The 23,982-nt window shown below is 65.4% G+C and carries 20 protein-coding genes; 7 read left to right on the top strand and 13 right to left on the bottom strand.

What is annotated here, in order from left to right; all coding sequences use genetic code 11:
- Positions 1-5: 5 nt before the first annotated feature.
- From CAL29_RS06125 to CAL29_RS06105, 6 genes are all read right to left on the bottom strand, one after another.
- On the bottom strand, positions 6-1,154 hold the full coding sequence (locus tag CAL29_RS06125; RefSeq protein WP_143277617.1) for a c-type cytochrome: 1,149 nt from the start codon (positions 1,152-1,154) through the stop codon (positions 6-8).
- Positions 1,148-2,044, bottom strand: coding sequence for an ABC transporter ATP-binding protein (locus CAL29_RS06120; protein WP_094852038.1), 897 nt, complete (start codon positions 2,042-2,044; stop codon positions 1,148-1,150). The genes CAL29_RS06125 and CAL29_RS06120 overlap by 7 nt, the downstream gene beginning before the upstream one ends.
- Complete coding sequence (locus tag CAL29_RS06115; protein ID WP_094852037.1) at positions 2,038-3,060, bottom strand: ABC transporter permease; 1,023 nt, start codon at positions 3,058-3,060, stop codon at positions 2,038-2,040. The genes CAL29_RS06120 and CAL29_RS06115 overlap by 7 nt, the downstream gene beginning before the upstream one ends.
- Positions 3,047-4,090 (bottom strand): ABC transporter substrate-binding protein, encoded by a 1,044-nt coding sequence (locus CAL29_RS06110; RefSeq protein ID WP_094852036.1) that lies wholly within the window; start codon positions 4,088-4,090, stop codon positions 3,047-3,049. The genes CAL29_RS06115 and CAL29_RS06110 overlap by 14 nt, the downstream gene beginning before the upstream one ends.
- A gap of 115 nt (positions 4,091-4,205) precedes the next feature.
- A complete protein-coding gene (locus CAL29_RS31560; RefSeq protein ID WP_179283847.1) occupies positions 4,206-4,382 on the bottom strand; it encodes a hypothetical protein in 177 nt (58 codons plus the stop codon).
- A gap of 113 nt (positions 4,383-4,495) precedes the next feature.
- Entirely contained in the window at positions 4,496-5,956 is a 1,461-nt protein-coding gene (locus CAL29_RS06105; protein ID WP_179283928.1) for a putative sulfate exporter family transporter, read from the bottom strand.
- Positions 5,957-6,286: 330 nt separating this feature from the next.
- Between CAL29_RS06105 and CAL29_RS06100 the strand changes: the two genes are divergently transcribed.
- Positions 6,287-6,631 (top strand): carboxymuconolactone decarboxylase family protein, encoded by a 345-nt coding sequence (locus tag CAL29_RS06100; protein ID WP_094852035.1) that lies wholly within the window; start codon positions 6,287-6,289, stop codon positions 6,629-6,631.
- Positions 6,632-6,759: 128 nt separating this feature from the next.
- Positions 6,760-7,737, top strand: a complete 978-nt coding sequence (locus tag CAL29_RS06095) for a tripartite tricarboxylate transporter substrate binding protein (RefSeq protein ID WP_094852034.1) — start codon at positions 6,760-6,762, stop codon at positions 7,735-7,737.
- Positions 7,738-7,800: 63 nt separating this feature from the next.
- On the opposite strand, the gene CAL29_RS06090 is transcribed toward CAL29_RS06095, so the two are convergent.
- From CAL29_RS06090 to CAL29_RS06080, 3 genes are all read right to left on the bottom strand, one after another.
- The gene (locus tag CAL29_RS06090) at positions 7,801-9,168 is read right to left on the bottom strand and encodes an MmgE/PrpD family protein (RefSeq protein WP_094852033.1); all 1,368 of its coding nucleotides are present in this window, start codon (positions 9,166-9,168) and stop codon (positions 7,801-7,803) included.
- Between the two features lie 97 nt (positions 9,169-9,265).
- Positions 9,266-10,615: an adenylosuccinate lyase gene (gene purB, locus CAL29_RS06085; RefSeq protein WP_094852032.1), complete on the bottom strand. Its 1,350-nt coding sequence runs from the start codon at positions 10,613-10,615 to the stop codon at positions 9,266-9,268.
- A gap of 56 nt (positions 10,616-10,671) precedes the next feature.
- Positions 10,672-12,198: an aldehyde dehydrogenase gene (locus tag CAL29_RS06080; protein WP_094852744.1), complete on the bottom strand. Its 1,527-nt coding sequence runs from the start codon at positions 12,196-12,198 to the stop codon at positions 10,672-10,674.
- A gap of 381 nt (positions 12,199-12,579) precedes the next feature.
- Here CAL29_RS06080 and CAL29_RS06075 point away from each other — a divergent pair, with 381 nt between their 5' ends.
- The 4 genes from CAL29_RS06075 (at position 12,580) to CAL29_RS06060 (ending at position 17,407) form a co-directional block, all read left to right on the top strand.
- Positions 12,580-14,907, top strand: coding sequence for a molybdopterin-dependent oxidoreductase (locus tag CAL29_RS06075; protein WP_094852031.1), 2,328 nt, complete (start codon positions 12,580-12,582; stop codon positions 14,905-14,907).
- Complete coding sequence (locus CAL29_RS06070) at positions 14,907-15,509, top strand: cysteine dioxygenase family protein (protein ID WP_094852030.1); 603 nt, start codon at positions 14,907-14,909, stop codon at positions 15,507-15,509. Before CAL29_RS06075 ends, CAL29_RS06070 begins: the two co-directional genes overlap by 1 nt.
- 119 nt (positions 15,510-15,628) lie before the next feature.
- Positions 15,629-16,462 carry an IclR family transcriptional regulator gene (locus tag CAL29_RS06065; protein ID WP_094852029.1) on the top strand — a complete coding sequence of 278 codons (834 nt, stop codon included), beginning with the start codon at positions 15,629-15,631 and terminating at the stop codon, positions 16,460-16,462.
- Between the two features lie 183 nt (positions 16,463-16,645).
- Positions 16,646-17,407: an IclR family transcriptional regulator gene (locus tag CAL29_RS06060; protein ID WP_094852028.1), complete on the top strand. Its 762-nt coding sequence runs from the start codon at positions 16,646-16,648 to the stop codon at positions 17,405-17,407.
- A 9-nt stretch (positions 17,408-17,416) separates the two neighbouring features.
- On the opposite strand, the gene CAL29_RS06055 is transcribed toward CAL29_RS06060, so the two are convergent.
- The 3 genes from CAL29_RS06055 to CAL29_RS06045 all read right to left on the bottom strand — a co-directional run bounded on the left by CAL29_RS06055 (position 17,417) and on the right by CAL29_RS06045 (position 21,099).
- Entirely contained in the window at positions 17,417-18,388 is a 972-nt protein-coding gene (locus tag CAL29_RS06055) for a tripartite tricarboxylate transporter substrate binding protein (protein WP_179283927.1), read from the bottom strand.
- Positions 18,389-18,432: 44 nt separating this feature from the next.
- Complete coding sequence (locus CAL29_RS06050) at positions 18,433-19,419, bottom strand: aldo/keto reductase (RefSeq protein ID WP_094852026.1); 987 nt, start codon at positions 19,417-19,419, stop codon at positions 18,433-18,435.
- Positions 19,420-19,863: 444 nt separating this feature from the next.
- Entirely contained in the window at positions 19,864-21,099 is a 1,236-nt protein-coding gene (locus CAL29_RS06045; RefSeq protein ID WP_094852025.1) for a multidrug effflux MFS transporter, read from the bottom strand.
- Positions 21,100-21,337: 238 nt separating this feature from the next.
- On the opposite strand from CAL29_RS06045, the gene CAL29_RS06040 reads away from it, so the two are divergent.
- On the top strand, positions 21,338-22,135 hold the full coding sequence (locus CAL29_RS06040) for a putative nucleotide-diphospho-sugar transferase (protein WP_256977220.1): 798 nt from the start codon (positions 21,338-21,340) through the stop codon (positions 22,133-22,135).
- 30 nt (positions 22,136-22,165) lie between these two features.
- Here CAL29_RS06040 and CAL29_RS06035 read toward each other — a convergent pair whose 3' ends face one another.
- A complete protein-coding gene (locus CAL29_RS06035; protein WP_094852024.1) occupies positions 22,166-23,797 on the bottom strand; it encodes an ABC transporter substrate-binding protein in 1,632 nt (543 codons plus the stop codon).
- Between the last annotated feature and the right edge of the window lie 185 nt (positions 23,798-23,982).

Raw genomic sequence — 23,982 nt, 5'->3', positions numbered from 1 at the left:
GCCGGTTATCCGCGCCGGTCGCGGTCGGGTGGAATCGGACTCGCGTCCATGGCCTTGAGTATCTGGTCCAGCCCTTGCACGGCCACGGCGACGTGCAGGCGGCCGCCGGGGCCGCAGACATTGTCGCCGCTGGTCCATGCCGGCGCATCGCCGCCGGCATGGCGGGCCCGCAGCCAGCCTTGCCGGTCGACGAGGAATTGCGCGCCCGCCAGGGTGTCCGGAGTGGCGCCGGCCAGGAAGGCGTAGGCGTCCCAAGCCTCGACGTCCGCGCTCGCGCATTCGGCGTCGAGCGCGGCGCCTCGCGTCAGGACCACCGTGACCACGCGCGGATCGTCGCGTTCATCCTGCGCGGTGGCCGGGCCATGCGCGACGATGCGCACGGGCAGGCCGCGCAGCGCCGACAGCGGCACGCGCCCGCGTCCGCGGCAGGACAGGGAGATGTCGGGCGCGGGGACCGCCGGCATGCCCGCGCCACCGCTGGCGCCGTAGGCAAGCGCGCGCAGGTAGTCGACCATCCGCCATGCATCGGCGGCATCGCCGCTGATGGATACGCCCGGATGATGAAGGATGCGCCAGTAGATTTCCCCTTCCAGCCGGTTCTGGAACAGGGGCTGCCCCAGCGAGCTGGGCCATGTGGGCAGCGATGCCGCGCGCGGTCCCTGGCCGTCGGCCGCCTCGCCATGGCACGCCGCGCATTGCGCTTGATACGCCAGCCTGCCCTGCAACAGGCTGGCGGGGGTATAGGGAAGACCGGACCGATCGAAGGAACTGGGCACCGCAGGCGCCAGGTAAAGCGCGGGGCGCGGCCATGGCGCGTTCACCAGCAGCAGCGCCCCCGCGGCCAGCATGGCCCAACGCCCGCGCCGGCGCCACAGCCCCCATCCCGCCAGCAACGCCGCCGCCGCGACCATCGCCGCCGCCAATGCCAGCTTGCGCCAGACGTATGGGCTGACGGGCAGGTCGGCGTCGTAGCGCCAGGCGAAAGGCCAGGGCAATTGCAAGCCCGGCAGCCGCGGCGCCGGCAGGTCCAGCCATGCGACCAGCGAGTTTGCCGCGACGAGGAAGAGCAACAGTATCGCCGCCGGCAACCACCCTCGCCTGACGACGTCCCATGCCGTCAGGCGTGGAACGCGCGCCTGGCCTGCTCCTACCATGTCGCATCCAGTCCCAGCAGAGATAAAGCGCGACGGCGCAAGTCGGCGATGCGCGGGTCCCCGCGATGGCGCGGATACGGCAGGTCGTTGACCAACTCGTCCTTGATCCGCGCCGGCCGGTCGCTCAGGACGACGATGCGTGTCGCCAGGAACAAGGCCTCCTCGACGTCGTGCGTCACCAGCAGCGCGGTCACCCCCGAACGCTGCCACAGGTCCACCAGTTCGGACTGCATCGCCAGCCGCGTCAGCGAATCCAGCTTGCCCAGCGGTTCGTCGAGGATGAGGATGCGCGGATCGTTCACCAGCGCCCGCGCCAGCGCGGCCCGCTGCGCCATGCCGCCCGACAACTGGTGCGGATAGGCCGAGCCGAAGCGCGCCAGTCCCACGCGCTGCAAGGCGTCGTCGATGCGCGCGCCCTGCCGCGCAAGCAGCCCGCGTGCCTGCAGGCCCAGCGCCACGTTGTCGCGCACGGTGCGCCAGGGATAGAGCGTGGGATCCTGGAACACCAGGATGCGGCTTGGGTCCGGCCGCGCGACGCGCTCGCCGTCGGCCTCGATGACGCCCTGCCGGGGCGTCTCCAGGCCGGCGACCAAACGCAGCAAGGTGCTCTTGCCGCAGCCGCTGGGCCCCAGCAGCGCCACGAACTCGCCGGGCTGGATATCCAGGTCGATATCGTCCAGCACCGGCAGCGCCGCCCCGTCCAGATCGAAGGCGTGGCTCACGCCGCGCACCGCCAGGCGCGCGCCGCCGGACGGCGCGGCGTCGAATCCATCTTCCTCGCCGGCGGATGCGCTACGCCCCTGCACCGCCGTCAACACCCGCCTGGCGGACAATGCCTCGACCTTCGACAGATCGGACCGTTCCCGCGGCGACGCCGTCTCCGCTACCATTTCACGACTCCCTTCTGCCACGCCAGCAGGCGGTCGCGCACCGCGAACAGCAGCGTGATCAAGCCCGAAAACGTCAGCGCCATCACGATCAGCGCGCCGTACATATTGGCGTAGGACGCCCAGCCCTGGGCCCAGGACAGATAGAAGCCCAGCCCGGACTTCACGCCCATCATCTCCGCCGCCACCAGCACCGAGAACGAAGCGCCCAGGCCCATGAACAGCCCCACGAACACGTGCGGCAAGGCGGCGGGGATGGCCACTCGGAAGATCAGGAAGCGCGCGTTGGCGCCCAGCGTCCGCGCCACGTCGTAGAACGCGCGGTTGACGCTGGCCACGCCCGACCACGTCAATACCGTGACGGGAAACCAGGTCGCCAACGCGATCAGGAACACGGCCGCGGCCCAGCTCGACGGAAAGAAGAAAAACGCCATCGGCAGCAAGGCCGTCGACGGCACCGGACCGAGAAAGCGCAGCACGGGATGGACCCAGTAGCCCAGTCCGCGCGACCAGCCTATCGCCACGCCGGTGACGAAGCCGCTGACGGCGCCCAGCACATAGCCATTGGCCAGCAGCCACAAGGAATTGAGCAGGCTGTCCAGCAAGCGCTTCCAATCCCCGACATAGATTTCGATCAAGGACTGCGGCGGCGCGAAGAAGGGGCTGGGCAGCAAGGCCAGCTTGGCCGTGACCGCCTCCCATATGCCGACCAGCACCGCCAGCAGCACCAGCCAGGGACCGGCCCGATGCAGCTTGCGCGCGACCGGCCACGACCGGTACGCCACGCCGCTGACGGCGGCCAGGGCCAGCGCCACGCCGCCCGCCAGCGCGGCAAGGCCGAACTCGCGCGTATAGCCCCACGACTTGAAGCCGACCTCCTGGTTGGGCCACGACAAGGTCAGCACGCCCACCGCGCTCCACAGCAGGCCCGCGGCCAACCCCGTCGTCCACAGGCGCGCGGGCCGTCCCGCCGGCGCGGCGGCGCCGGCGTCGGCCAGGGTGGTGTCAGCCGATGACATCGGGCACCACCACCTTGGCGTATTTCTGCACATCGAGGTTGGGGCTGAGCACCTTGATGCCCTTCAAGTCCTCCGCATAGCCGGCGATCTCCGCGCGCAGCGCGGCGCCCGTGGACGCATGGCCGTGCGTATGCGTGCGCAGGATCGCCGCCACGCGCTCCGGCGGCACCTTCTGCGGAATGTAGGGCGCGAAGATGCGGGCCGTCTCGTCGGGATTGGCCGCCGTCCACTTCTGCGCCGCGATGATCGCGCGCGCCACGGCCGACGCCGTTTCCGGGTCCTTGCGCACCAAGTCGCCGCGCAGGCCCAGCACGCAGCAGGTGCGATCCGCATAGGCGCCGTCCAGATTGGTCGCTACCTGCCGCAAGTGGTTGTCCTCGCGGTACACGAACAACTGCGGATCGTCGCCGGCGATGGCGTCGACCTCGCCCTTGCGCAGCACTTCGGCGAACAGGTCCTGCGGATATTGCTTCCATTCCACGCTGTCCGGGTCGACGCCCGACTGGGCCGCGCGGATGGCGAAGTAGTTCTTGACCGGACTGGCCTGGTCCGACACCGCGACGCGCTTGCCCTTCAGGTCCTGGACACCCTGGATGGGCGAATCGGCGGGCGTCAGCAGCCGCATGCAGCCGCCGTGCGTGCCCACGGCCAGCTTGACGTCGAAGCCCTGCTCCAGCGGCTTGAGCCAGCGCAGGGCCATGCCGATGCCGCCGTCGGCGTGGCCGGTGGCGATGGCTTCCAGCAATTGGTCGGTGCTGCCGCTGAAATTGATGCGTTCTATCTTCAGCCCGTACTGCTCGAAGAAGCCGCGCTCAAGCGCCACCGAAACGGGCGACTGGCACACCGCCGTCTGGCTCCATGCGATACGCAGGGCGCGCGGCGCGGCGTCGGCGGCCAGCACGCGCGACCCCAGCATGGCCAGGGGCGCGACCGCGCCCGCCATGCCCGCCGCCCGCAACAGCGCGCGCCGCGACAACCCGGAACGGGACAGGCCAGCCGGCCCGCCGGGGGATCCATACCGATGCGTCATGATGTCCTCTTTCCTGTTCGTATGCCGCCATGCGGCTTTCCGGCAGTATCGGGGCGTCCGCGGCGCGGACAAAATACAAAGCCGGGATAAACAAAGGGGGATAAGAAAATGCCGCTCAGAGGCTGACGGGAAACAGCCGCCCGAGCGCGAGCAGCAGGATGAGCAGCGCGATGCCCGTTCCCAGGCTCCAGCCGATCAGTTTCTTCTCGACCGGCAATAGCGGCTCGTGGGCCTGGTTGTGGATCTCGGCGCGGATTTCCTGCTCGGTAGGCGTATGTGGGGTATCGCTCATGGCTGGCCTCGCTATGTCGTTATGTCGCTATGGATAAGGAATGTCCGGGACGGGAATGCCCGGGATCCGGCATGGACGCCCCGCGGACACGCGCGGCGCCGCGCCCGTCCCGGTCAAGCCAGGGGCGGCTTGACGCCGGAAAAGAAGATCCAGGAAATGAGCAATCCCACCCAGACCACGAAACCGAACAGGGTCAGCACGTAGACCGCCGCGAGCTTGCCCAGGCCTTCGCGCCACAGCTTGCGGAAATTCGCCAGCACGCCGATCGCGAAGAAGGTCAGGATGAAGAAGATCACGCGGAAGTTGTTGGCCTCGTTGATCGCGCCCTTGAGCTTGGCCAGGGACTGCGGCCCGGCCGCGAGCGCCAGCGCCAGGACGATCGCGAAGCTGGCCGCGTAGCCGAGGATGAACTTCGGAAAGCGCAGCCAGATCTCCCCCGAACGCGCCTTGTCCGGCTCCTGCGGATTGATGTGCCGGGTCCATATCCACGCCAGCAGGAAGGCCCAGATGCCGATGAAGAGATCGATGAAGACCTTGATCGTCGCGGTCGTGCCGAGGATCCAGCCCGGCTGGTAATGGATGCCCTCGGCGGCGGCCTTGGCCAGGATCAGGGACTCCGTGATGCCGCCGCCGGCCACGGCGGCGCCGTCGGTCTTGATCGCCAGGCCTATCCAGGACGCCGCGACCAGGGGCTCCCGCCACAGGAAGTGCTGCGCCAGGAAAGGCAGGATCAGCAACTCCACCACGGCGAACACCACGACCAGCGAGGACACCACCACGGGCACCAGCGGCCGCGCGCGTATCGCGCCGCCGGTGGAAATCGCCGCCGCCACGCCGCAGATCGAGATGCCGGAGGCCAGGGGCGCGGCCCATTCCCGGGTGAAGCCGAACCATTTCCGGGCGACGAAATACACCACCGCCCAATAGATCAGGTAGGCCTCGACGATGGCGGCCAGGCCGCGCAACACCAGCGACAGCGCGAAGCTGCCGCGCTCGGCCGCCGTCACGGCGATGAAAGCGCCCAGGATGACGATGGCCGTCTTGATATAGAGTTCGGGGCGTATGGCCTCGCGCAGCCAATCCGCCAGCCGCGGAAAGAAGTTGCTGATGACCAGGCCCGCCAGCAGGGCCACGATATAGCCCCCTTCGTTGGTCAGCTTCAGCGACCAGCCGATGCCGAACTTCTGCGCGTCCGCCGGCGTGTTGACGGCGAGCCAGGCCACGCTGCCGACGATCCAGCCAAGGTAGGCCAGCCAGAACACCACCGTGAACGCGACCGCGAAGCGCTTGACGTCGGCGCGCAGGAAGCGCGCGCCGATGCCCAGCACCGCCAGCAGCGCCAGCCAGGTCAGCACCAGGGACAGCACCCCCCCTAGCGACGCATAGGCGGGCGTGGCGGGCGCCAGCGCCTGCGCGGCGTCGGTCCAGACGCGGGTGGTCACCGCCCATCCCAGCAAGTCGGGCCCGGCCCAACTGGCGATGGCCAATGCCACGACGATCAATCCCAGCCATACGGCCAGCCAGTCTTCGCCTATGCCTTGCGGCTTGTCGGCGAGCGTTGCATTCGAACCCATGACTCTCCCTCGGCCCGCGTCATGCGGGCCCCTCAGCCCACGATCACAAACATGAAACGTCGTGCAAAAGGTAACAAGGGCGGCGGCACGGCCGAAGAACAGTTTGGCGATGAACAAATAGCGCGGGGAATGAAATCGAGCATGCCGTCAGGCCGACGGCGCGATGCGCAACGAAATCCGGTCCGCTCGAAGCCTTGCCAGGTCTCAACGTTAAGCGTTAGGATATCTCCATATATAGGAATTAAGTTCCAATATTTAGGAAAACAAACGGAACCGCGATTTCACGGGACGACGGCTTCGTCGTCCGCCATTACCAAAGGAGCGTTGAGAATGCTGAACAACTGGGTCGAATTCCTCACCAAGGTCCGGTCTGCCGGCCGCATATTGGCCGGCGCCAATCCCCCCGTGGTCGCCGCCTATCGGGGACTGAACGAAGCGCAGGCCGGCGGCAAGGTCCTGGACGCGAAGACGCGGGAGTTGATTTCCCTGGCGGTCGCCGTGACGACCCGTTGCGATGGCTGCATCGCTTCGCACGTGGAAGCTGCCCGCAAGGCGGGGGTCACGCAAGAGGAATTGGGCGAGGCGCTGGGCACCGCGATCGCACTGAACGCAGGCGCTGCCTATATCTACTCGGCAAGGGCCATGGAAGCCTTCGAACAATTCTCCAGGCAGTAGACGGGCGCCCGGCGTCGCCCATGGGGCGACGCGAGGCCCGTGCGGGATAGCGAACGGCACGGCCTATCGAGAACGTCCAAAAGAGAACGTCCAAAACAACATAAACAGAATCCACCAGGAGACATGCGATGCTTTTACGATTCGGGTTCCTAGCCGCGGCGGCGATGGTCATGATGGCGGCACACGCGGAACAGCCCGCCGCCGGGAGCCATTTTCCCGATCGCCCCCTGCGCCTGATCGTCGGCTATACGCCCGGCGGCGGGGTGGACATCATGGCGCGCCTGATACAGCAGCCCATGTCCGAGGCGCTGGGCCAGACTGTCGTGGTGGAGAACCGGCCAGGCGCCAGCCAGAACATCGGCGCCCAATACGTAGCGCACTCGCCGGCGGACGGTTATACGCTGTTCACGAGCTCCTCCGCGCTGGCCGTGAATATCAGCCTCTTTCCCAAGCTGGACTACGATCCGGTGAAGGACTTCACGCCCATCGCCTTGTTCGCGCAGAGCCCGAACGTGCTGGTCGTGCGTAGCGGCCTGGACGTCAATTCCGTGGCCGACCTCATCGCCTATGAGAAGCATCGGAAAAGCGCCGGCAATTTCTCCTCGTCCGGCCCGGGTAGCACGCAGCATCTGTGCGGCGAGCTGTTCAACCTGCGGACCGGCCTGAAGGTCATGCATATTCCCTACAAGGGGACCGCGCCGTCCGTCAGCGCGGTGATGAGCGGCGAAGTCGATTACACGTTCATGAACATTCCCAGCGCCAAGGGCTTGATCGCCTCGCACCAGTTGAAGGCATTGGCGGTGACCAGCGGCAAACGGTCGCCCCTGCTGCCGGACGTCCCCACGATGGCCGAGGCGGGCGTCCCCGACATGGACGTACAAGCCTGGTACGGCATCCTGGGGCCGGCGAACATGCCACCTGACGTGGTGAAGCGGTTGAATTCCGTGATCGTGCAAGCGGTGAAGCAGCCGGCATTCCAGGAAAAGCTGCTTTCGATGGGCGCCGATCCCATCAGCGGCTCCCCGCAGATGTTCCAGAAATTCCTGGCGCAGGATATCCAGCGCTGGGCCGGCGTGGTGCATGCCGCCAAAATCAAGCTTCAATAGAAACGGCGCCCGTCACCGTGCCTTTCCCCGGCAAGGCACGGTGACGGACGGTTATATCCTGCGCTACCTATCCAGCTCCAGCACCGTATCGTGCAGCCAGTCGGTCAACGAGGGCTGCTGCGCTATATCCAGCAACCGCTCCTGCATCCGCGCGACCGCCCGTTCGCCGTAGCGGGGACGCAATAGCGCCGACGATTTGTCGAGCAGACGACGGCGCTGCTGCTTCAGGTCGGCCTGCGGCTGGCTCGCGTCATGGGTATGCGTCACCCTGTCTTTTCCATCGTCTAGCGTTACGCGCGCGTTCGCGCGCGGCACCTCCGCATCGCCGTGCACGTGGACCCGGTCGCGCCACGCCACGACGTCCGGATCGACCAGCGCGCTTCCGGAAAGATTCTCTTCATTGCTGGTGTCGCGGCCCGCCAATGCCAGGGCCACCATGTGCGCAATACTGAATTTGGCTTCCGACACGCTGGTTGGCCGGGCAATATTGCAGACACTCATGTACTGCGGTTCCACGTGAACGTCCACCCGGCGGCAGCCGGCGCGGGCAACGCGATCGCGCAGCGCCAGCGCGGCCTCGATGGGCGCCTGGGTACCGTAGCAGGACGCGTGATACTTGAAGACGATGCGGCGCGCTTCCCACGAACCTGCCTCCGGCTGGATCCGCGACGGATCGAAATCGCGCGCATAGACCTGCACGAAACCGCGCGGCCGTTCGAGGAGGTCGTCGAAGGTCTGCATGCCCTGGTCGACCAGCCCGGCCGCCATCAGGCCATTGGCGGCGGCGCGGCCCGCATGCAGGGGCTTGGCGGGCGAGCCGAAGACGCTGCGCAACCCGCCGGTCAAGGTGGCGGCGAAACCGAACGCGCGGCACAGCGCTTCCTCGTTCATGCCGAGCAGCCGGGCCGCGGCGGCGGTTGCGCCGAACGTACCCAGGGTAGCGGTGTTGTGCCAGCCTTCGCGATAGTGGCTGTTTCCCATGACGACGCCCAGCCGGCTCTGCACCTGCACGCCGGCGGCGAAGGCCGCCAACGCTTCCGCCCCGGAAAGCCGGCGCGCCTGTGCCAGCGCCAGGATGGCGGGCCACAGCGGCGCGGAGGGATGCACGCGGGAAGGCAAGTGCGCATCGTCGAAATCCAGCATATGCCCCGCGGTGCCGTTGACCAGGGCCGCCTGCGAGGCCGAAACGCGTTGCGGCGAACCGAGCAGGTTGCACGGCCCCGGCGAAGGCTCCAGCGCGATCCACGCCCGCAATGCCTGCATCGGCGGGCTGTCCCACGCCGCGAGTCCTACGCTGAACCAGTCCAGCAGACAGTGGCGGCCGATCTCGCGCACGTCGTCGGGCACGTCCGGCGTGCCGAAACCGAGCGCCTGATCGGCCAGTTGGCGGGTCATGGGTATCGAGGACAGCTCGGTTTCCGGTAGTGACATGTCTATCCTGGTTCAGGGAGGCATCCGCGACCTCGCGAACGGCGCGAGGCGCGGACAGCGCGCAATGGGAAGGATGTGCACGGCCGACAGGCCGGAATCAGCCGGCGCTTTGCTGCACCACGCGGTCGACGAATACCCCCGCCTTGCCCGTGTAGGCATGGGGATCGAGCATGGCGTCGATATCCCCCTCGTTCAGGCGCGACGCCACTTCGGGGTCGGCCATCAAGGCATCCTTCAGGCTTCCTCCCTTTTCGAAGACGTCCATGCAGATCCGATAGACGATCTCGTGCGCTTCCTGCCGGCCCAGCGTTTCTCCGAGTTTCATCATGACCGCCTCCGACAACAGCAAGCCATTCTGCACATAGAGATTTCGCTCCATGTTCTGCGTGCGCACGCTCAGGCCGGCCGTCACCGCGGCTATCTTCTTGAGCGCGGCGTCGGTCATCGAGAACAGCCGGGGGATCAGTTCCCGCTCCATCTGCAAGACCACCTTGTCGCGCTCATGCTCGGCCATGACGCTCTCGATGGCGCTGGGCACCAGCCCGCGAACCAGGCGGGCCAGCGCGATGACCGTCTCGCAGGCAGGCGGGTTGCGCTTGTGCGGCATGGTGCTGCTGCCGACCTTCCCCGTGGCGAACGGTTCCTCCAGCTCGGCGGTCTCCGTCTTCTGCAGACTGTAGATTTCGTGTGCGATCTTGCCCGCGGTATTGGCGCAGATCGACAATACGCAGGCCAATTCGGCAATCGCGTCGCGCGAGACGTGCCAGGTGATGGCGGGGCAGCCCAGGCCCAATTCCTTGAACAGGCGCTCCTGGACTTCGATGCCGTTGTCGTCCAGCGCGGCAAGCGTGCCCACCGCGCCGGAAAACTGGCCGACGAGCACGCGCGGCCGCATCTGCTGCACCCGCTCGATATTGCGGCGCATCTCCTCGGCCCACACCGCCGCCTTGAAGCCAAAGGTGATGGGCAGCGCCTGTTGGCCATGGCTGCGGCCGACCATCGTCACGTCGCGGTATTTTTTGGCCAGATCGCGGACGTTCTGGTGGACCGCGCGCATATGATTTTCCACGACCGCCAGCGCGTCGCGGATCTGCAGGATCGTACCGGTGTCCACGATGTCCTGGGTCGTGGCCCCCCAATGGACGTATTCACCGGCATCGCCCGCGCACGCCTTCTTCATGGCCCGCAGCAAGGGAACGATGGGGTGCGACGTGCGATCCATCTCGGCCTTGAGCTCGACCAGGTCGATGTTCTCGACCTTGGCCTTGGCCTGGATCTCCCTCGCGGCCGCCTTCGGGATGATTCCCATCTCCTCCTGGACCTTGGCCAGGGCCGATTCGACGTCCAGCCAGCGTTGCACGGTGGTTTCGTCGCTAAAGATGTCGCGCATTTCGGACGTCCCGAATTGGTCGCGGAACAACACACTATCAATCACATAAGCAGCCATGTTTTGTCTCCATATTCTTGAAAATCGTAAATCGATGCGGGCGGCGCCCGGCTCGATCAACGGCGTCCAAATGGATTCGCGACCTCGAGGTCGGCGGATATCCATACGCACTTGGTCTGGACGTAGTCGCGTATCGCCTCGATACCCGACTCCCGGCCCACACCGGACTGCTTGTAGCCGCCGAACGGCGACGTGAAACTGGTGGAGCGATAGTTGTTGATCCAGATCGTCCCCGCCTTCAGGCGATCCGCCATCATCAGCGAACGCTTCAGGCTGGTGGTCCAGACGCCGGCCGCCAGGCCGAAGGCGATATCGTTGCCGATCCGGATGGCGTCCTCCTCCGTGTCGAAGGGGATGACGCTCAGCACGGGACCGAAGACTTCTTCCTGCGCGATGCGCATGGCGTTGTCGACGCCGGTAAAGATGGTCGGCTCGACGAACCTGCCGGCGCCGATGTCGGGCCGGGCCTTTCCGCCCAGCACGCACTTGGCGCCCTCCTTCTTCGCGATCTCGATGTAGGACATGATCTTGTCGAACTGAGCCGGCGTGGCGATGGGTCCGATCTGGGTTTCCTCCAGCCCCGGATCGCCCAGTTTCGCGGTCGATACGAAGTCGATCAGGCGCTTGACGAAGGCGTCATGGATGCTGCGCTGCACCAGCAGGCGCGATCCGGCGATGCAGGTTTGCCCCGAGGCCGCGAAGATGCCGGCCACGACGCCTTTGACAGCCTGTTCCTGGTCCGCGTCGTCAAAGACGATATTGGGCGACTTGCCGCCCAACTCCAGGGTCACGGTTTTCAGGCCACGCGCGGCCATCTCGTAAATCTTCCGGCCCGCCTCGCCGCCGCCGGTAAACCCGACATGCGCCACCTTGTCGTGCGTAACCAGGGCTTCACCGGTCTTCGCGCCCCCGGTCATCACGTTCACCACGCCGGGAGGGATGCCGGCCGCCTCGATCAAGGCGGCGAATTCGATCATGGAAGCGGAAGTGAATTCCGAGGGCTTGACCACGGCGGTGCAGCCGGCGGCCAGCGCGGGACCGAGCTTCCATGCCGTCAAGGACAAGGGGGAATTCCATGGCGTTATGATCGCCACCACGCCCTTGGGTTCGTGCTTGGTGTAGGCGAACACGCCCTTCTTGTCGGTGGGAATGACCGAGCTTTCGAACTTGTCGGCCAGGCCCGCGTAGTAATGCAGGTAGTCGGCCACGTACTTCACCTGGCCCGATACCTCGGTAACCAGCTTGCCATTGTCCCGGCGTTCGATATCCGCCAGCCACGAGGCGTTCGCCGCGACCAGGTCGGCAAGCTTGCGCATGAGACGGCCACGCTCGCTGGCGCTCATGCTTGCCCAGGGGCCCTCATTGCCGGCGCGCCAGGCGGACTGCACGGCGCTATTCACGTCCTCCGCGCCGGCGTCGGCGATCATCGCCCACGTCTTGCCATCGTAGGGTTGGGTGGTCGCGAAGTACTTCTTGGAAACGGGGGCGCGGTGTTCTCCGTCGATATGAACGCCGTAGTGCGGCAAATCGCCATGCGTCGCGAGAGGACCGCGGGGAAGGGGAAGCTGTGTCGCCTGGGCCATGAAACGAACCTCGTATCGGAAATGGCGGCCCTGTCCACCATGGGCATCGGGCCAGGGGATCGAACACGCCATCCCAAATTCCTGATGCCATGTTCTATGCTGTGAAAACCCATTGCATGATAGGAAGCGCGTCCCAAATCGTCAAGGCGCCTCGACAGGGGAAGCCTTTTCCGTGCGACCGGGAAACCCAATCTCTCTACGCCCTTGTTATTCTGTGGTTTTCTCTCGGGAAAAGGCCTGGACGGGGCCCTTCGCGCACAAAACAGTCCGGGTCACAACTAGCGTTATCACCTAAGCATATTTCCATAATATAAAACCATTGAATCAATATTTGGAACACGATAATCTACTTCCGAACGAGAACCAGACGCTCTGAAGACCATGACGGGACGCACCTACACCGCGGCGCATTGGGGGCTTTACGAAGTAACGCCGGCCCGGAACGGCGGCCGGCCGACGCTGCGTCCCTTCCATGACGACCCTGACCCCTCGGAGATCGGCCTGCACATGGGCTCCCGGGAGGTCGCGCGCAACCGTGTCCTGCGTCCCGCGGTACGGGAAGGTTGGCTGCGCCATGCGCGCGGCCTGACCCGTGAAGACACGCGGGCGCGCGGCGACGAACGGTTCGTGGAAGTGGGATGGGACGAGGCCCTGGGCCTGGCTTCGCGGGAGTTGGCTCGCGTGCGCTCCGCCCATGGAAACGGCGCCATATTCGGCGGCTCCTACGGCTGGTCCAGCGCCGGCCGCTTTCACCATGCGCAAAGCCAGGTCCACCGCTTCCTCAATGCGATCGGCGGCTATGTGCGCCACATGGACTCCTACAGCCTGGCCGCCGCGCGGACGCTGATGCCTTACCTGGTCATGCCGATGGACGAGCTCATGGCCGACCACACGGACTGGAAGACCCTGCGCGAGCACTGCCAGTTATTCGTCACGTTTGGCGGCGTCCCGCGGAAGAACGCGCAGATCGCCGTCGGCGGCACCGCGCGGCATCTCGTCAAGGACAGCTTGCGGGAATTGGCCGGACATGGCGTACGTTTCATCAACATCAGCCCCGTCCGCAGCGATATCGATACCGGCCGGGACTTCGAATGGATGCCCATCCGGCCCAACACGGACACCGCGCTGATCCTCGGCATCGCGCATACGCTGCTGGCGGAAGACCGGCATGACAAGCGCTTCATCCAGCGCTACTGCGTGGGCTTCGAGAAGTTCGAACAGTATGTCCTGGGACGCGAGGACGGGGTCGCGAAGACCGCGGCATGGGCCAGCGGCATCACCGGCATCGGCGAAAAGGACATCATCGCGCTCGCGCGCGACATGGCCGGCGCCCGTTGCATGATCAACATGGCCTGGTCGCTGCAACGCGCCCACCATGGCGAACAGCCCTACTGGGCCTTGCTGTCGCTGGCCGCCATGCTGGGGCAGATAGGCACGCCCGGCGGCGGCTTCGGGGTCTGCTACGGCGCCGAGAACCTCATGGGAAGCCGCTACCGCAAGTTCCGCGGCCCCACCCTGTCGCAGGGCCGCGGAAGCGTCGACGATTTCATTCCCGTGGCCCGTATCGCCGACATGCTGCTGCATCCCGGCGATACTTACACCTATTGCGGGCAGACCCGGTCCTATCCCGATATCCGCCTCGTCTACTGGGCAGGCGGAAATCCCTTCCATCACCATCAGGACCTGAACCGCCTGCTGCGCGCCTGGCGCAAGCCGGAAACCATTATCGTCAACGAACAATACTGGACTCCTACCGCCAAGCTCGCCGATATCGTATTTCCCGCCACGACCAGCCTGGAGCGCAATGACATCTTCTACGCACAGCGCGAGCCCTACGTCGCGCCCATGAAGCGCGCCATGGCGCCCGAAGGGGAATCCCGCGATGACTACGCCATCTTCAGCGAGCTGGCGGCAAGGCTGGGCGCCGGGGAAACCTTCACCGAAGGGCGTGACGAGATGCAATGGCTGGAGCACCTGTATGACGAGTGGATAGGCAAGGCGCGGGACGCCGGAGTCCGGCTTCCCTCATTCCAGGCGTTCTGGAGCCGGGATCTCGTGGAAATCGAACAGCTCGACGAGCCCGTCGTCCTGCTCTCCGATTTCCGCGAGAATCCCGAAGCCCATCCCTTGAAGACGGCTTCGGGAAAAATCGAGATCTTCTGCGAGCGCATTGCCGGGTACGGCCATGACGATTGCCCGGGCCATGCCGTATGGATCGAACCCCACGAATGGCTGGGTTCCGGCAAGGCGCGGATCCATCCCTTCCACCTGATTACCGACCAGCCGGCAAGGCGTTTGCACAGCCAACTGGACCACAGTCCCCACAGCATCGAGGCCAAGATACAGGGCCGCGAGCCGGTGTGGATACATCCGGAGGACGCCAGGGAACGGGGCATCCGCGACGGCGATGTCGTCCGGCTGTACAACGCCCGCGGCAGTTGCCTCGCCGGCGCGCTGCTCACCGCCGATGTCCGGCGCAATGTTCTCAAGCTGTCCACGGGCGCCTGGTTCGACCCGGAAAACTGGGCGCCCGGCAACAACATGGACAAGCACGGCAACCCCAACGTCCTGACCGCGGACGTTCCGGCCTCATCCTTCTCCCAGGGTTGCAGCGCCCAGACCTGCCTGGTCGACATAGAACGCTATGCCGGCGCGCCGCCGCGCGTGACGGCCCATGACCTTCCTTTCCTATCTCGTGGAGAACCCTAATGGGACTGCAACGCCTCTATCATTTCGTCACCACCGTCACTCAGGCCTATGACGACTGTCCCGCGGACTGGGAGGCAGCGAAGCGCGAAACGCTGCTCATGCCCAAGGTCCGCTCGGCGCTCGCGGAATTGATCCGGCAGGACGACTGGCTGCCGGAGGCTTGCGCGCAACCGCACCCTGCGTACTACCAGCAACATCTGCTGCATTGCGATCCGCTGGAGCGCTTCAGCCTGGTCAGCTTCGTATGGGGGCCGGGCCAGGGCACCCCGGTACACGACCACACCGTCTGGGGATTGATCGGCATGCTGCGCGGCGAGGAACATTCCCAGCCCTTTCGCCTCGCCGGCGGCAAGCTGGTCGCCGACGGGGAACTGGAAATGCTGAAACCCGGCGACATCGGCAAGGTGACGCCCACCGGCGACCAGGACATCCACCAGGTCCGCAATGCCTACGACGACAAAGTGTCGATAAGCATCCATTTCTACAGCGGCAATATCGGCAAGATCCATCGCCATGTCTTCGACCCGTCCACCGCGGCCGTCAAGGACTTCGTTTCCGGCTATGCCAATTCGATGGTGCCCAACATCTGGGGCGCCGCGTAGGCGTGCCATGCCGGCATAGCGCAGGATGCCGGCCCCCCTGCTCGCTACAATCAGGGCCATGCGGGTTTTGGAGGCGCTGGGCGCCCCATGCCGCCCGGCCCGTCAGATACAGGGACCATATGGAGAAAGTTTTCTATAAAGGCCTTGCGCTAATCGAAACCATGGTGGCGCGCGAGGAACCTTATGGCATTACCGAACTCGCCGCCGAGTTGGGCCTGACCAAGAGCAACGTGCATCGCCTGCTGCAGACCATGGTCCTGTGCGGCTATGCCACCAAGGACCCGATTACCAATCGCTACCAATGCACGCTGAAACTCTGGCAGTTGGGCGCGCAACTGGGCAATCGGCTCGATCTGCGCAACGTCGCCCGCCCCTATCTGCTGGAACTGTCGCAGGCCACCAGGGAAAGCGTCCACCTCTCGATCCGGCATGGCGGCGACGCCATCTACATCGACAAGATCAACTGCGCGCATCCTGTCGGAACGTTCGCTCAGGTCGGCGGGCGCGCGCCCGCCTACGCGGTGGCAACCGGGAAAGCCCTGCTCTCGGCATTGGCCGACGATGAGCTCGCGCAAGTCTGCGGCGAATTCCGCCGATTCACTTCCCTGACCATCGCCGGCATCGAGCAGTTGAAAGCGGAAATGGCCAGGACGCGACGGCGCGGCTTCGCGATCAATCGCGGCGAATGGCATGCGGAGGTCGGGGGTATCGCCGCGCCGATTTTCGACGCCGCCAATACCATCCGCGGCGCCATCGGCGTATCCGCCCCGCTGGAACGCCTGAATCCGAAGACCATGCGCGCTTTCGCCGAACTGGTCACGGGCGCCGCCGATGCCATCTCCCGGGCCTTGGGTTATTTCGGCGACCATATCTATACCTCGGACCTGAAGGACCTCAAGGACCTGAAAGACCTGAAGGACCTGAAGGAATCGGCGGACGCGCCCGCTTCCTGATCGCGGAACTTCGCAAAACGCCGTGTGCCATGCGGATAGCCCACGGCGGCACGCATGGCCTGCCCCCCTTCCGGGACAGGAAACACATCGCCAGGCTTTCGTACTCCTTCCCATAAATTTTGGGGCCGTCGGGCAACCGGTAAGCTATGCTATTTTATCGATCCCAATATTTAGGATGCGGCGATGGACAAGACTTTATTGAAAGGGCTGGCGGTGCTGGAGGCCGTGATGGAAACGGAAGACCGCGTCCAGACGATCGAGTCGCTGGCCTCGCGGGTAGGACTGACACGCAGCAACACGCATCGCACGCTGCAAACCTTGATGCACGCCGGGTTTGTCACCAAGGATGGGGAAGGCGGCAGCTATCGCGGCGGCATCCGCCTTTTCGAACTGGCCGCCCGGCAGTTGGCCCACCTGGACGTGCGGCGGCTCGCCACGCCTTTCATGCGCGCGCTGGCGGACAAGACCGGCGAAACGGTTCATCTTTCCGTTCTCGACGGCTTTGACGTGGTCTACGTCGACAAGATAGACAGCGCCATGCCGATCAGGGCGTATTCGATGATAGGCGGGCGCGCGCCCGCCTATGCCGTGGCCACCGGCAAGGCCCTCCTTGCCCACCAACCCGAAGACTATGTGGATGGATTGACCGGTCACATGATCCGGCACACGCCAGCCACGCTGGTCTCCGTCCCCGTCCTGAAGGAAGAACTGCGCAAGGTCGTGCGCAACGGCTATGCCATCAACCGCGGCGAATGGCGCGAGGGCGTCGGCGGGGTCGCCGTGACCATCTTCAATTGCCTGGACCAAGTCGTCGCGGCGGTCGGCATCTCCGGTCCGCTGGACAGGCTGACGCCCGCGAAGATGAAGGCCTGGAGCCTGGACGTCAAGAAATGCGCGCACGAGATATCCAAGAACCTGGGCCATGACGAAACCGCGCTGAACTGATCCCGGCGCTTACTGCGATGATTTCAGATTCAGCGCCGACACCATGGATTGAAGCGTTTTTTCATCCTTGTGGATCACCTCGGCGAATTGGGCCGGAGACTGCGGAGTCACCTCCACCCCCAAGGTCTTCCACGCCTTCTTGACATCGTCGCTGTTGAGCGCGGCGTTCAGGTCGGCGTTGATCTTTTCCACTATTTTCGGCGGCGTGCCGCGCGGCGCCATCAGGCCCCACCAGGTGCTGATGTCGAAACCCTGCAAGCCCACTTCGGCGAACGTCGGCACGTCGGGCAGCAAGGTCGAACGCTGCTTCTGGGCCACCGCGATCACCCTGATCTGCTTGGCGTCTATCAGCGCGGTCACGGACGGCAGGGAGGGAAAGGCCATCGTGATCCGGCCTGACATGAAGTCGGGCAGCCACTGCCCCACGCCCTTGTACGGGATGTGCAGGATATTGGCGCCCGTGAGCTTCTTGAACATCTCTCCCGCCAGATTCGACGTGCTGCCCACGCCCGTCGACGCATAGGTCAGCCCCTTCCCTTCCTTGACCCAGGCCATGAACGCCTTGGGCGTCTTGATATCGGATTGGGAGGGCACGACCGCGATATTCGGCGCGGTCGCGATCATGCCGACCGCCACGTGGGACTTGCCCATTTCGTAAGGCAGGTTGTCGATGACGTACTTGCTCGTGACATAGTCATTCGCGGCGACGAGCAGCGTATAACCATCGGGGGCAGCCTTGGCCACATAGGCGTTCGCGATCGTCGCGGTCGCGCCGGGACGGTTCTCGACCACGACGGACTGGTGCCATATCTTGCCCAATTCGCTGGCGACCTTGCGCGCCAGCGTGTCCGCCGGGCCGCCAGGCACATAACCCACGACCAGGACGACCGGCCTGTCGGGAAAGCTGGATGGGGACGCGACGGATGGCGCGGCGGGGACGACGGCTGCTGCGGCAAGTAAAGCAAGCGTAGCGATACGCATGATGCATCTCCTTTGATTGTGCACGCTGGCGAATTCGCAGCCTTTCAGCTCACATCCGCATCCAGGCGCTTCATGGCTGAAGCCGGGTAACGATCCCCGGCCCATACGGAGGCGGGGAGAACGGACTCGAGTTCCTGCAACTGCGCATCGGTGAGGCGTATCTTCAATGCGGCCAGGTTCTCCCTGATCTGCGCGGCGGTGGTGGCGCCGAGGATGGGAATGACCTGCCCGGTACGGCGGATCCAGGCAATCGCCAATTGTGCCGGGGTCACCTTCAGGGACGCCGCGTAATCCTTCACGCGCTCGACCAGTTCAAGGTTCTTCTTGAAATTCTCGCCCTTGAACCGCGGATATTCGTGGCGCTGGTCGCCCTCGGGAATGTCGGCCGGCGATTTGATCTGGCCGGTCAGAAAGCCGCGCCCGAGCGGCGCGTAGCCGAAAAAGGAAATGCCCAGGCGCTCGCACACCCCCAGGATGTTCCGTTCGGGGTCGCGGCTCCACAGGGAGTACTCGCACTGCACGGCCTCGATGGGGTGCACGGCCAGCGCCTTCATCAGCGTGGCTTCGCTCAGTTCGCAAATACCCAGCGCCTTGACCTTGCCCTTCTCGACCAGGCGCGCCATCGCGCCGACCGTCTCGGCGACCGGCACATTGGGATCGACCCGGTGCAGGTAGAACAGATCCAGGTGGTCGACGCCCAAGCGCTTCAGGCTGGCGTCGCAGCACTTCTCGACCCGTTCGGGACGCGCATCCAGTCCCTTGGCATCGGAAGTCTTGCCGAAGAGGAAGCCGAACTTCGACACCAGCATTACCTGATCTCGCCGGCCCTTGATGGCCTCGCCGATCAATTCCTCGTTATCGCCATCCGCGTACAGGTCGGCCGTGTCTATGCAACGGTAGCCGGCGTCCAGGAAGGCATGCACCGTCTCGATGGCGTCCTTGCGGGACACCTCGCCATAGCAGCCCGTCATTGCCATGGTACCGAGTGCCGCCTCGACCTTCGGGTTGCCGCTGGGATGCTTATCGTTCATGGTCTCCTCCGTTATAAATCCCATAAATTGGGATCAATGTACAAATATTGTTGGATCATGCTAAGAAGACAACAACGACTTGTCAACGGCGTTTCCACCTACCCGGCGCAAATCTCCTGCGAATGGAATCAAAGGGCTATATGAAAAAAGATGAGGGCGGGCGAATTTGAGTCAATTTGAAACTGTTCTACAACATAGAACAGCGATTCATAATTAAGCATCCTTTCCCCGGAAACCGCCCCTTCCCCGCCACTGGAAGGCTCTCTCACATGCGCGGAACGCGCAGACGGGTCCCCGCGGTCCGTACCTGGGTACCGGACCGCGGTTCGTTTCCTGCATTCAAAGCCTGGAGATGGTGGCGGCCGTCATCACGATGGCGGCCACTGCCCGACGGCTGCGATGCCGTGGGTGTTATGGACTATCGACGCAAGCCTGGATCTTGCGTCATGCCTCCGCCGGCCCCGCGCCGCGCAGCTTCGTCATCAGCGCGAACACCAGCAGGGCCAGGGCGCAGAAGATCGCCATGCAGCCCGTCACCGCCAGCACGCCGACGCGCGCGAAGAGGTCGCTGACCAGCCAACTGGAGAAAGCGCCGATCCCCATCATCAGCGCGTTCATCACGGCCGCGGCCGAGCCGGCGATATTGCCCAGCGGCTGCAGCGCGCCCTGCTGGACGCTGGGCGTGATCAGGCCGTAGCAAAAGGCATTCAGCATGAACAGCGGCGCCAGGTTCCAGGCGCGCACCAGATGCGTCAGGGTCAGCGCCAGCATGACCATCGCCGACACCAGCGCGACGCTCAGGCCGATCTTGATCAAACGATCGCCGGGCACATAGCCCGCCATGCGGCCGCTCAGGTAGGACGCCAGCATGATGCAGGCGGCCGCCGCGCCGAACAGCAGGCCGAAGGACTGCGGCGGCACGCCCAGCGCCTCCATCAGCACCAGCGACGATCCGGTGACGTAGGCGAAGTGGCTGCCGAAACCCAGGCCGCAGATCAGCATATAGGCGACGCACACGGGCTTGCGCAGCAAGGCCATATAGGCGCCCATCACGGAAACCGAGGGCGGCCGCTGTTCCGCGCCCGCGCGCAGGCGCGGCGCCGACTCTTCCAGGCCCAGCCACACGACGCCGAGCACGACCACGCCGCCTATCATCATCATCGCGTAGATGGCGCGCCAGTGCGCCACTTCCAGCAGGAAGGCGCCGACCGAAGGCGCCACCATGGGCGCGATGACGCGGATGATGGCGATGTTCGACAGGAGCGTGCGCACCTTCACGCCGTCGAAATGGTCGCGCACCAGGCTCATGGACAGCACCGCGCCCGCCCCGGCGCCCGCGCCCTGCAACAGGCGCCAGGCGAGGAAGGTATCGATGGTGTTGGAGAAGGTGCAGCCCGCGCCGCCCAGCGTGTAGACGACCAGGCCGGTCAGCAGCACCGGCCGGCGGCCCAGGCGGTCCGATAAGGGCCCGTAGACCAGCGGCGCCGCCGCGAAACCGACGAAGAAGATGCTGAGGCTGAGGGCGACCCGCGCCGCGTCGGTATTCATGTCGCGCGCGACCGCGCCGAAAGCGGGCAGGCCGACGTCTATCGACAGGGACGCAAGCGCGGCAAGCGCGCCGCAGAAAAGAATGAAATAGAAGGAATGGGGGGAAATGCGGAAACGCGGCCGGAGGTTCATCGACGAGGTAGGCGAGGGAGACGGGATGCCGCCGCTCGTGGCGGCGGCACGCCGTTACAGTTTAGCGCAGGCCGATTTATGCACATTCCCTCCACACTTGCCGCAAGAGTGAAAGCAAGGCTTGCAACGCGCAAATCTCTGTGAATCCGGCGTTTTCTCATGCCAATTCGACGTTGCCCTACCTAGAATCGCCCCCACGTTATGCATGTCGTCCCGCGTGGGCGAGAAGAGGGTTTCCATGTTGCATCGCTTGCGGCGTAAATGGTCCGCATGGACGCCGGAACACCAGCGCGTCGTCGTCGACTTCCCCGATCCGGCCGAACTCCGGCGGCGCGCCGCGACGGCGGCCGTGCCCATGGGGATGATCGCCGCGTTCTTCACCCGGGACAGCGTCTACGAAGCGGAAAAGAACCGCTTCCTGCGTTCCGCCGAGCTCCTTGGCCTGCCGGCCGACGTCGTGCCCATCGAATCCACCGGCTCATGGGTGCGCAACGCCGCCATGAAACCCCGCGTCCTGGCCGCCCTGCGCGGCAAGCATCGCGGCCCGCTGCTCTACGTCGACGTCGACGCGGTCTTTCATCGCAACCCCTGGCCGGAATTGCTGTCCCTGGACTGCGACATCGCCGCGTACTACGAACCGGAAGGCCATCTGCTCAGCGGCACCCTGTTGATCAACGACACGGCCGCCGCCGCGGCGCTGCTGGAGGCCTGGGCGCGGGCCTGCGCGGCCGATCCGGAGGCCTGGGACCAGGTCGTGCTGGAACGCCTCATCGCGGAAGACGCGGCGCGCGCCCAACCGCGCTACAGGCTTTGCCGCCTGCCGGTCGCCTTCTGCTGGATCTTCGACAAGACCAACAACGAATCCTGCGACGCCGTCCACATCGAGCACCTGCAGGCCAGCCGCGAGGTCAGGCAACGCAAGCGCGTGTTCGGCCGCCCGGGCAAGGCCGTGCGCCGCCGCCGCGAACGCGCGGTGGCCATAGAGCAAGTGCTGTTCGGCCCGGAGCCAGAGCGCGGCGCGGCCGCACGGCAGTGAAACACCGCCCCATGCATGGAAAGCCCCGCTTCAATGCACCGGTCTTGCCGAGGCCGCCAGGGTCAACTGGTCGGCCCGCCCCTCGTACGCGATGTCGCTACGAAAAGCCCAGGCGCTGCTTTCGAAATGCAGGGGAATGCTGGGCAGCAGGTCCAGCGCCCGCCGCACCGCCTGCTGCAAAAGCTTCTCGCGCTGCCCCGGGTCCACCGTCGTGATCGCCTGGCGGAACACCTTGTCGAATTCCGGATCCGAGAATCCGCCGTAGTTGCTGGTTCCCGCGCCGGCCTGCTTGTCCAGCGACGTCACCCAATACGTCAGGAACGACGAGGCCTCGCCCGTGTCCGATCCCCAGCCGCCCATCGCGAAACTGAATTCGCGCTTGGCGCGCTGTGGGAAAAACAAGGCCCGCGTCATCGCGTTCACGTCCGTCTTGATGCCGACCCGCGTCAGGTACTGCGCCACCGCCTGCGCCACGGCGGCATCGTTGATATAGCGATCGTTCGTCGCGGAAAGCGTCATCGAGAAGCCGTTCGGATAGCCCGCCTCGGCCAGGAGCTTCTTCGCGCCCGCGGGGTCGTACTTGAGTTCAGGCGCATGCGGCAAGGCCCCGAACATCCCGTCCGGCAGGAACTGGTTGGCCGGCGTCGCCGCGCCGTCCATGATCCGCTGCGCGATGGTCTTGCGATCGATCGCCATCGAAATCGCCTTGCGCACGCGCACGTCCTGCAAGGGGTTCTTGCCGTCGGGCGCATGCACCTGCGGGCTGGGCGACCGCGCCACGTCCATCTGCAGGAACAGCACGCGCGCCGACGGCGTGACGACGTACTTGTGCTTGCCGTCGCCGTCCAGGCGTTTCAGGTCCCGCGCGGCCGGGTTCTCGATCAGGTCGAAGTCCCCCGCCAGCAAGCCCGTCAGCCGCGGGCCGGCGCCGGGCACCGGCGTCATCCTCACTTCCGTCCAGGCCGGTTTCGTTCCCCAGTAGCCCTCGTTGCGCGACAGCGTGACCGCCGTTCCCCGCACGAAGGACTTGAAGGTGTACGGCCCCGTGCCGATGGCGTTCTTGCCCGAGTTGAAGTCCTCCATCTTCGGCCACGGCCCCGTCACGCCGCAATTGTGCGCGGGATCGAAACGGATCCGATCGTGCTGCACGATGCCGCTCCACAGGATCCAGATCCGCGTCAGCTCGTTCGCCAGCAACGGGTACGGCGCCTTGGTCTTCACCACCAGCGTCGAACCGTCCTTCACGGACATGGCCTCTATCTTCTTCGCGACATTCTCGTAAGAGCTCGCGATGGCCTGCGGATTGTTCAGGACGCGGCAGAACGTGAACATCACGTCCTCCGGCGTGAATGGCTGGCCATTGGAGAACCTGACCCCTTGCCGCAAGGTGAATTCCCAGGTGGTGTCGTCCACGGGCTTCCATGCGGTCGCCAGGCCCGGCGCCAGGTTCATCTTCGCATCCGAGGCCACCAGCGTCTCGAACACATGCGCGGACAGCGCATCGTTGGGCGTGGCCTGGTGATAGTGCGGGTCCATGGACGTCGGCTCCGACGCCAGCCCTATCCGCAAGATCCGGTCTTGCGCCTGCGCGGCGCCCGCCGCCCATGCGAACGAGACCGCGAGAAGCGCCGCGCGGGCGGCCTTCGATGTGCCTGCCGTCATTGTCATTACCCCTTGTATTGGGCAAGCCGGGAAGACGGGAGACGCATCCCGAGGCCGCCGCGTCCGCGGCATCGAGGCCCCGGCAGGTCATTCTAGCAACGCCCCGCCCGCCTGCCCTCGCCCCCGGGCACCCGGGATTACCCGCGCGTTCGCGCGCCGGCCGGGGATTTCCCGCACGTTCAATT

The sequence above is a fragment of the Bordetella genomosp. 10 genome, from assembly GCF_002261225.1.
Lineage (GTDB): Bacteria > Pseudomonadota > Gammaproteobacteria > Burkholderiales > Burkholderiaceae_B > Bordetella_C.
Note: the sequence above shows the minus strand (reverse complement) of the source record. Positions and strands in the feature narration are given on the sequence as shown.

Coding starts and splice junctions, on each gene's coding strand:
- CAL29_RS06125 (WP_143277617.1), bottom strand. CDS start 1,154: ATGGTAGGAGCAGGCCAGGCGCGCGTTCCACGCCTGACGGCATGGGAC.
- CAL29_RS06120 (WP_094852038.1), bottom strand. CDS start 2,044: ATGGTAGCGGAGACGGCGTCGCCGCGGGAACGGTCCGATCTGTCGAAG.
- CAL29_RS06115 (WP_094852037.1), bottom strand. CDS start 3,060: ATGTCATCGGCTGACACCACCCTGGCCGACGCCGGCGCCGCCGCGCCG.
- CAL29_RS06110 (WP_094852036.1), bottom strand. CDS start 4,090: ATGACGCATCGGTATGGATCCCCCGGCGGGCCGGCTGGCCTGTCCCGT.
- CAL29_RS31560 (WP_179283847.1), bottom strand. CDS start 4,382: ATGAGCGATACCCCACATACGCCTACCGAGCAGGAAATCCGCGCCGAG.
- CAL29_RS06105 (WP_179283928.1), bottom strand. CDS start 5,956: ATGGGTTCGAATGCAACGCTCGCCGACAAGCCGCAAGGCATAGGCGAA.
- CAL29_RS06100 (WP_094852035.1), top strand. CDS start 6,287: ATGCTGAACAACTGGGTCGAATTCCTCACCAAGGTCCGGTCTGCCGGC.
- CAL29_RS06095 (WP_094852034.1), top strand. CDS start 6,760: ATGCTTTTACGATTCGGGTTCCTAGCCGCGGCGGCGATGGTCATGATG.
- CAL29_RS06090 (WP_094852033.1), bottom strand. CDS start 9,168: ATGTCACTACCGGAAACCGAGCTGTCCTCGATACCCATGACCCGCCAA.
- purB (WP_094852032.1), bottom strand. CDS start 10,615: ATGGCTGCTTATGTGATTGATAGTGTGTTGTTCCGCGACCAATTCGGG.
- CAL29_RS06080 (WP_094852744.1), bottom strand. CDS start 12,198: ATGGCCCAGGCGACACAGCTTCCCCTTCCCCGCGGTCCTCTCGCGACG.
- CAL29_RS06075 (WP_094852031.1), top strand. CDS start 12,580: ATGACGGGACGCACCTACACCGCGGCGCATTGGGGGCTTTACGAAGTA.
- CAL29_RS06070 (WP_094852030.1), top strand. CDS start 14,907: ATGGGACTGCAACGCCTCTATCATTTCGTCACCACCGTCACTCAGGCC.
- CAL29_RS06065 (WP_094852029.1), top strand. CDS start 15,629: ATGGAGAAAGTTTTCTATAAAGGCCTTGCGCTAATCGAAACCATGGTG.
- CAL29_RS06060 (WP_094852028.1), top strand. CDS start 16,646: ATGGACAAGACTTTATTGAAAGGGCTGGCGGTGCTGGAGGCCGTGATG.
- CAL29_RS06055 (WP_179283927.1), bottom strand. CDS start 18,388: ATGCGTATCGCTACGCTTGCTTTACTTGCCGCAGCAGCCGTCGTCCCC.
- CAL29_RS06050 (WP_094852026.1), bottom strand. CDS start 19,419: ATGAACGATAAGCATCCCAGCGGCAACCCGAAGGTCGAGGCGGCACTC.
- CAL29_RS06045 (WP_094852025.1), bottom strand. CDS start 21,099: ATGAACCTCCGGCCGCGTTTCCGCATTTCCCCCCATTCCTTCTATTTC.
- CAL29_RS06040 (WP_256977220.1), top strand. CDS start 21,338: ATGTTGCATCGCTTGCGGCGTAAATGGTCCGCATGGACGCCGGAACAC.
- CAL29_RS06035 (WP_094852024.1), bottom strand. CDS start 23,797: ATGACGGCAGGCACATCGAAGGCCGCCCGCGCGGCGCTTCTCGCGGTC.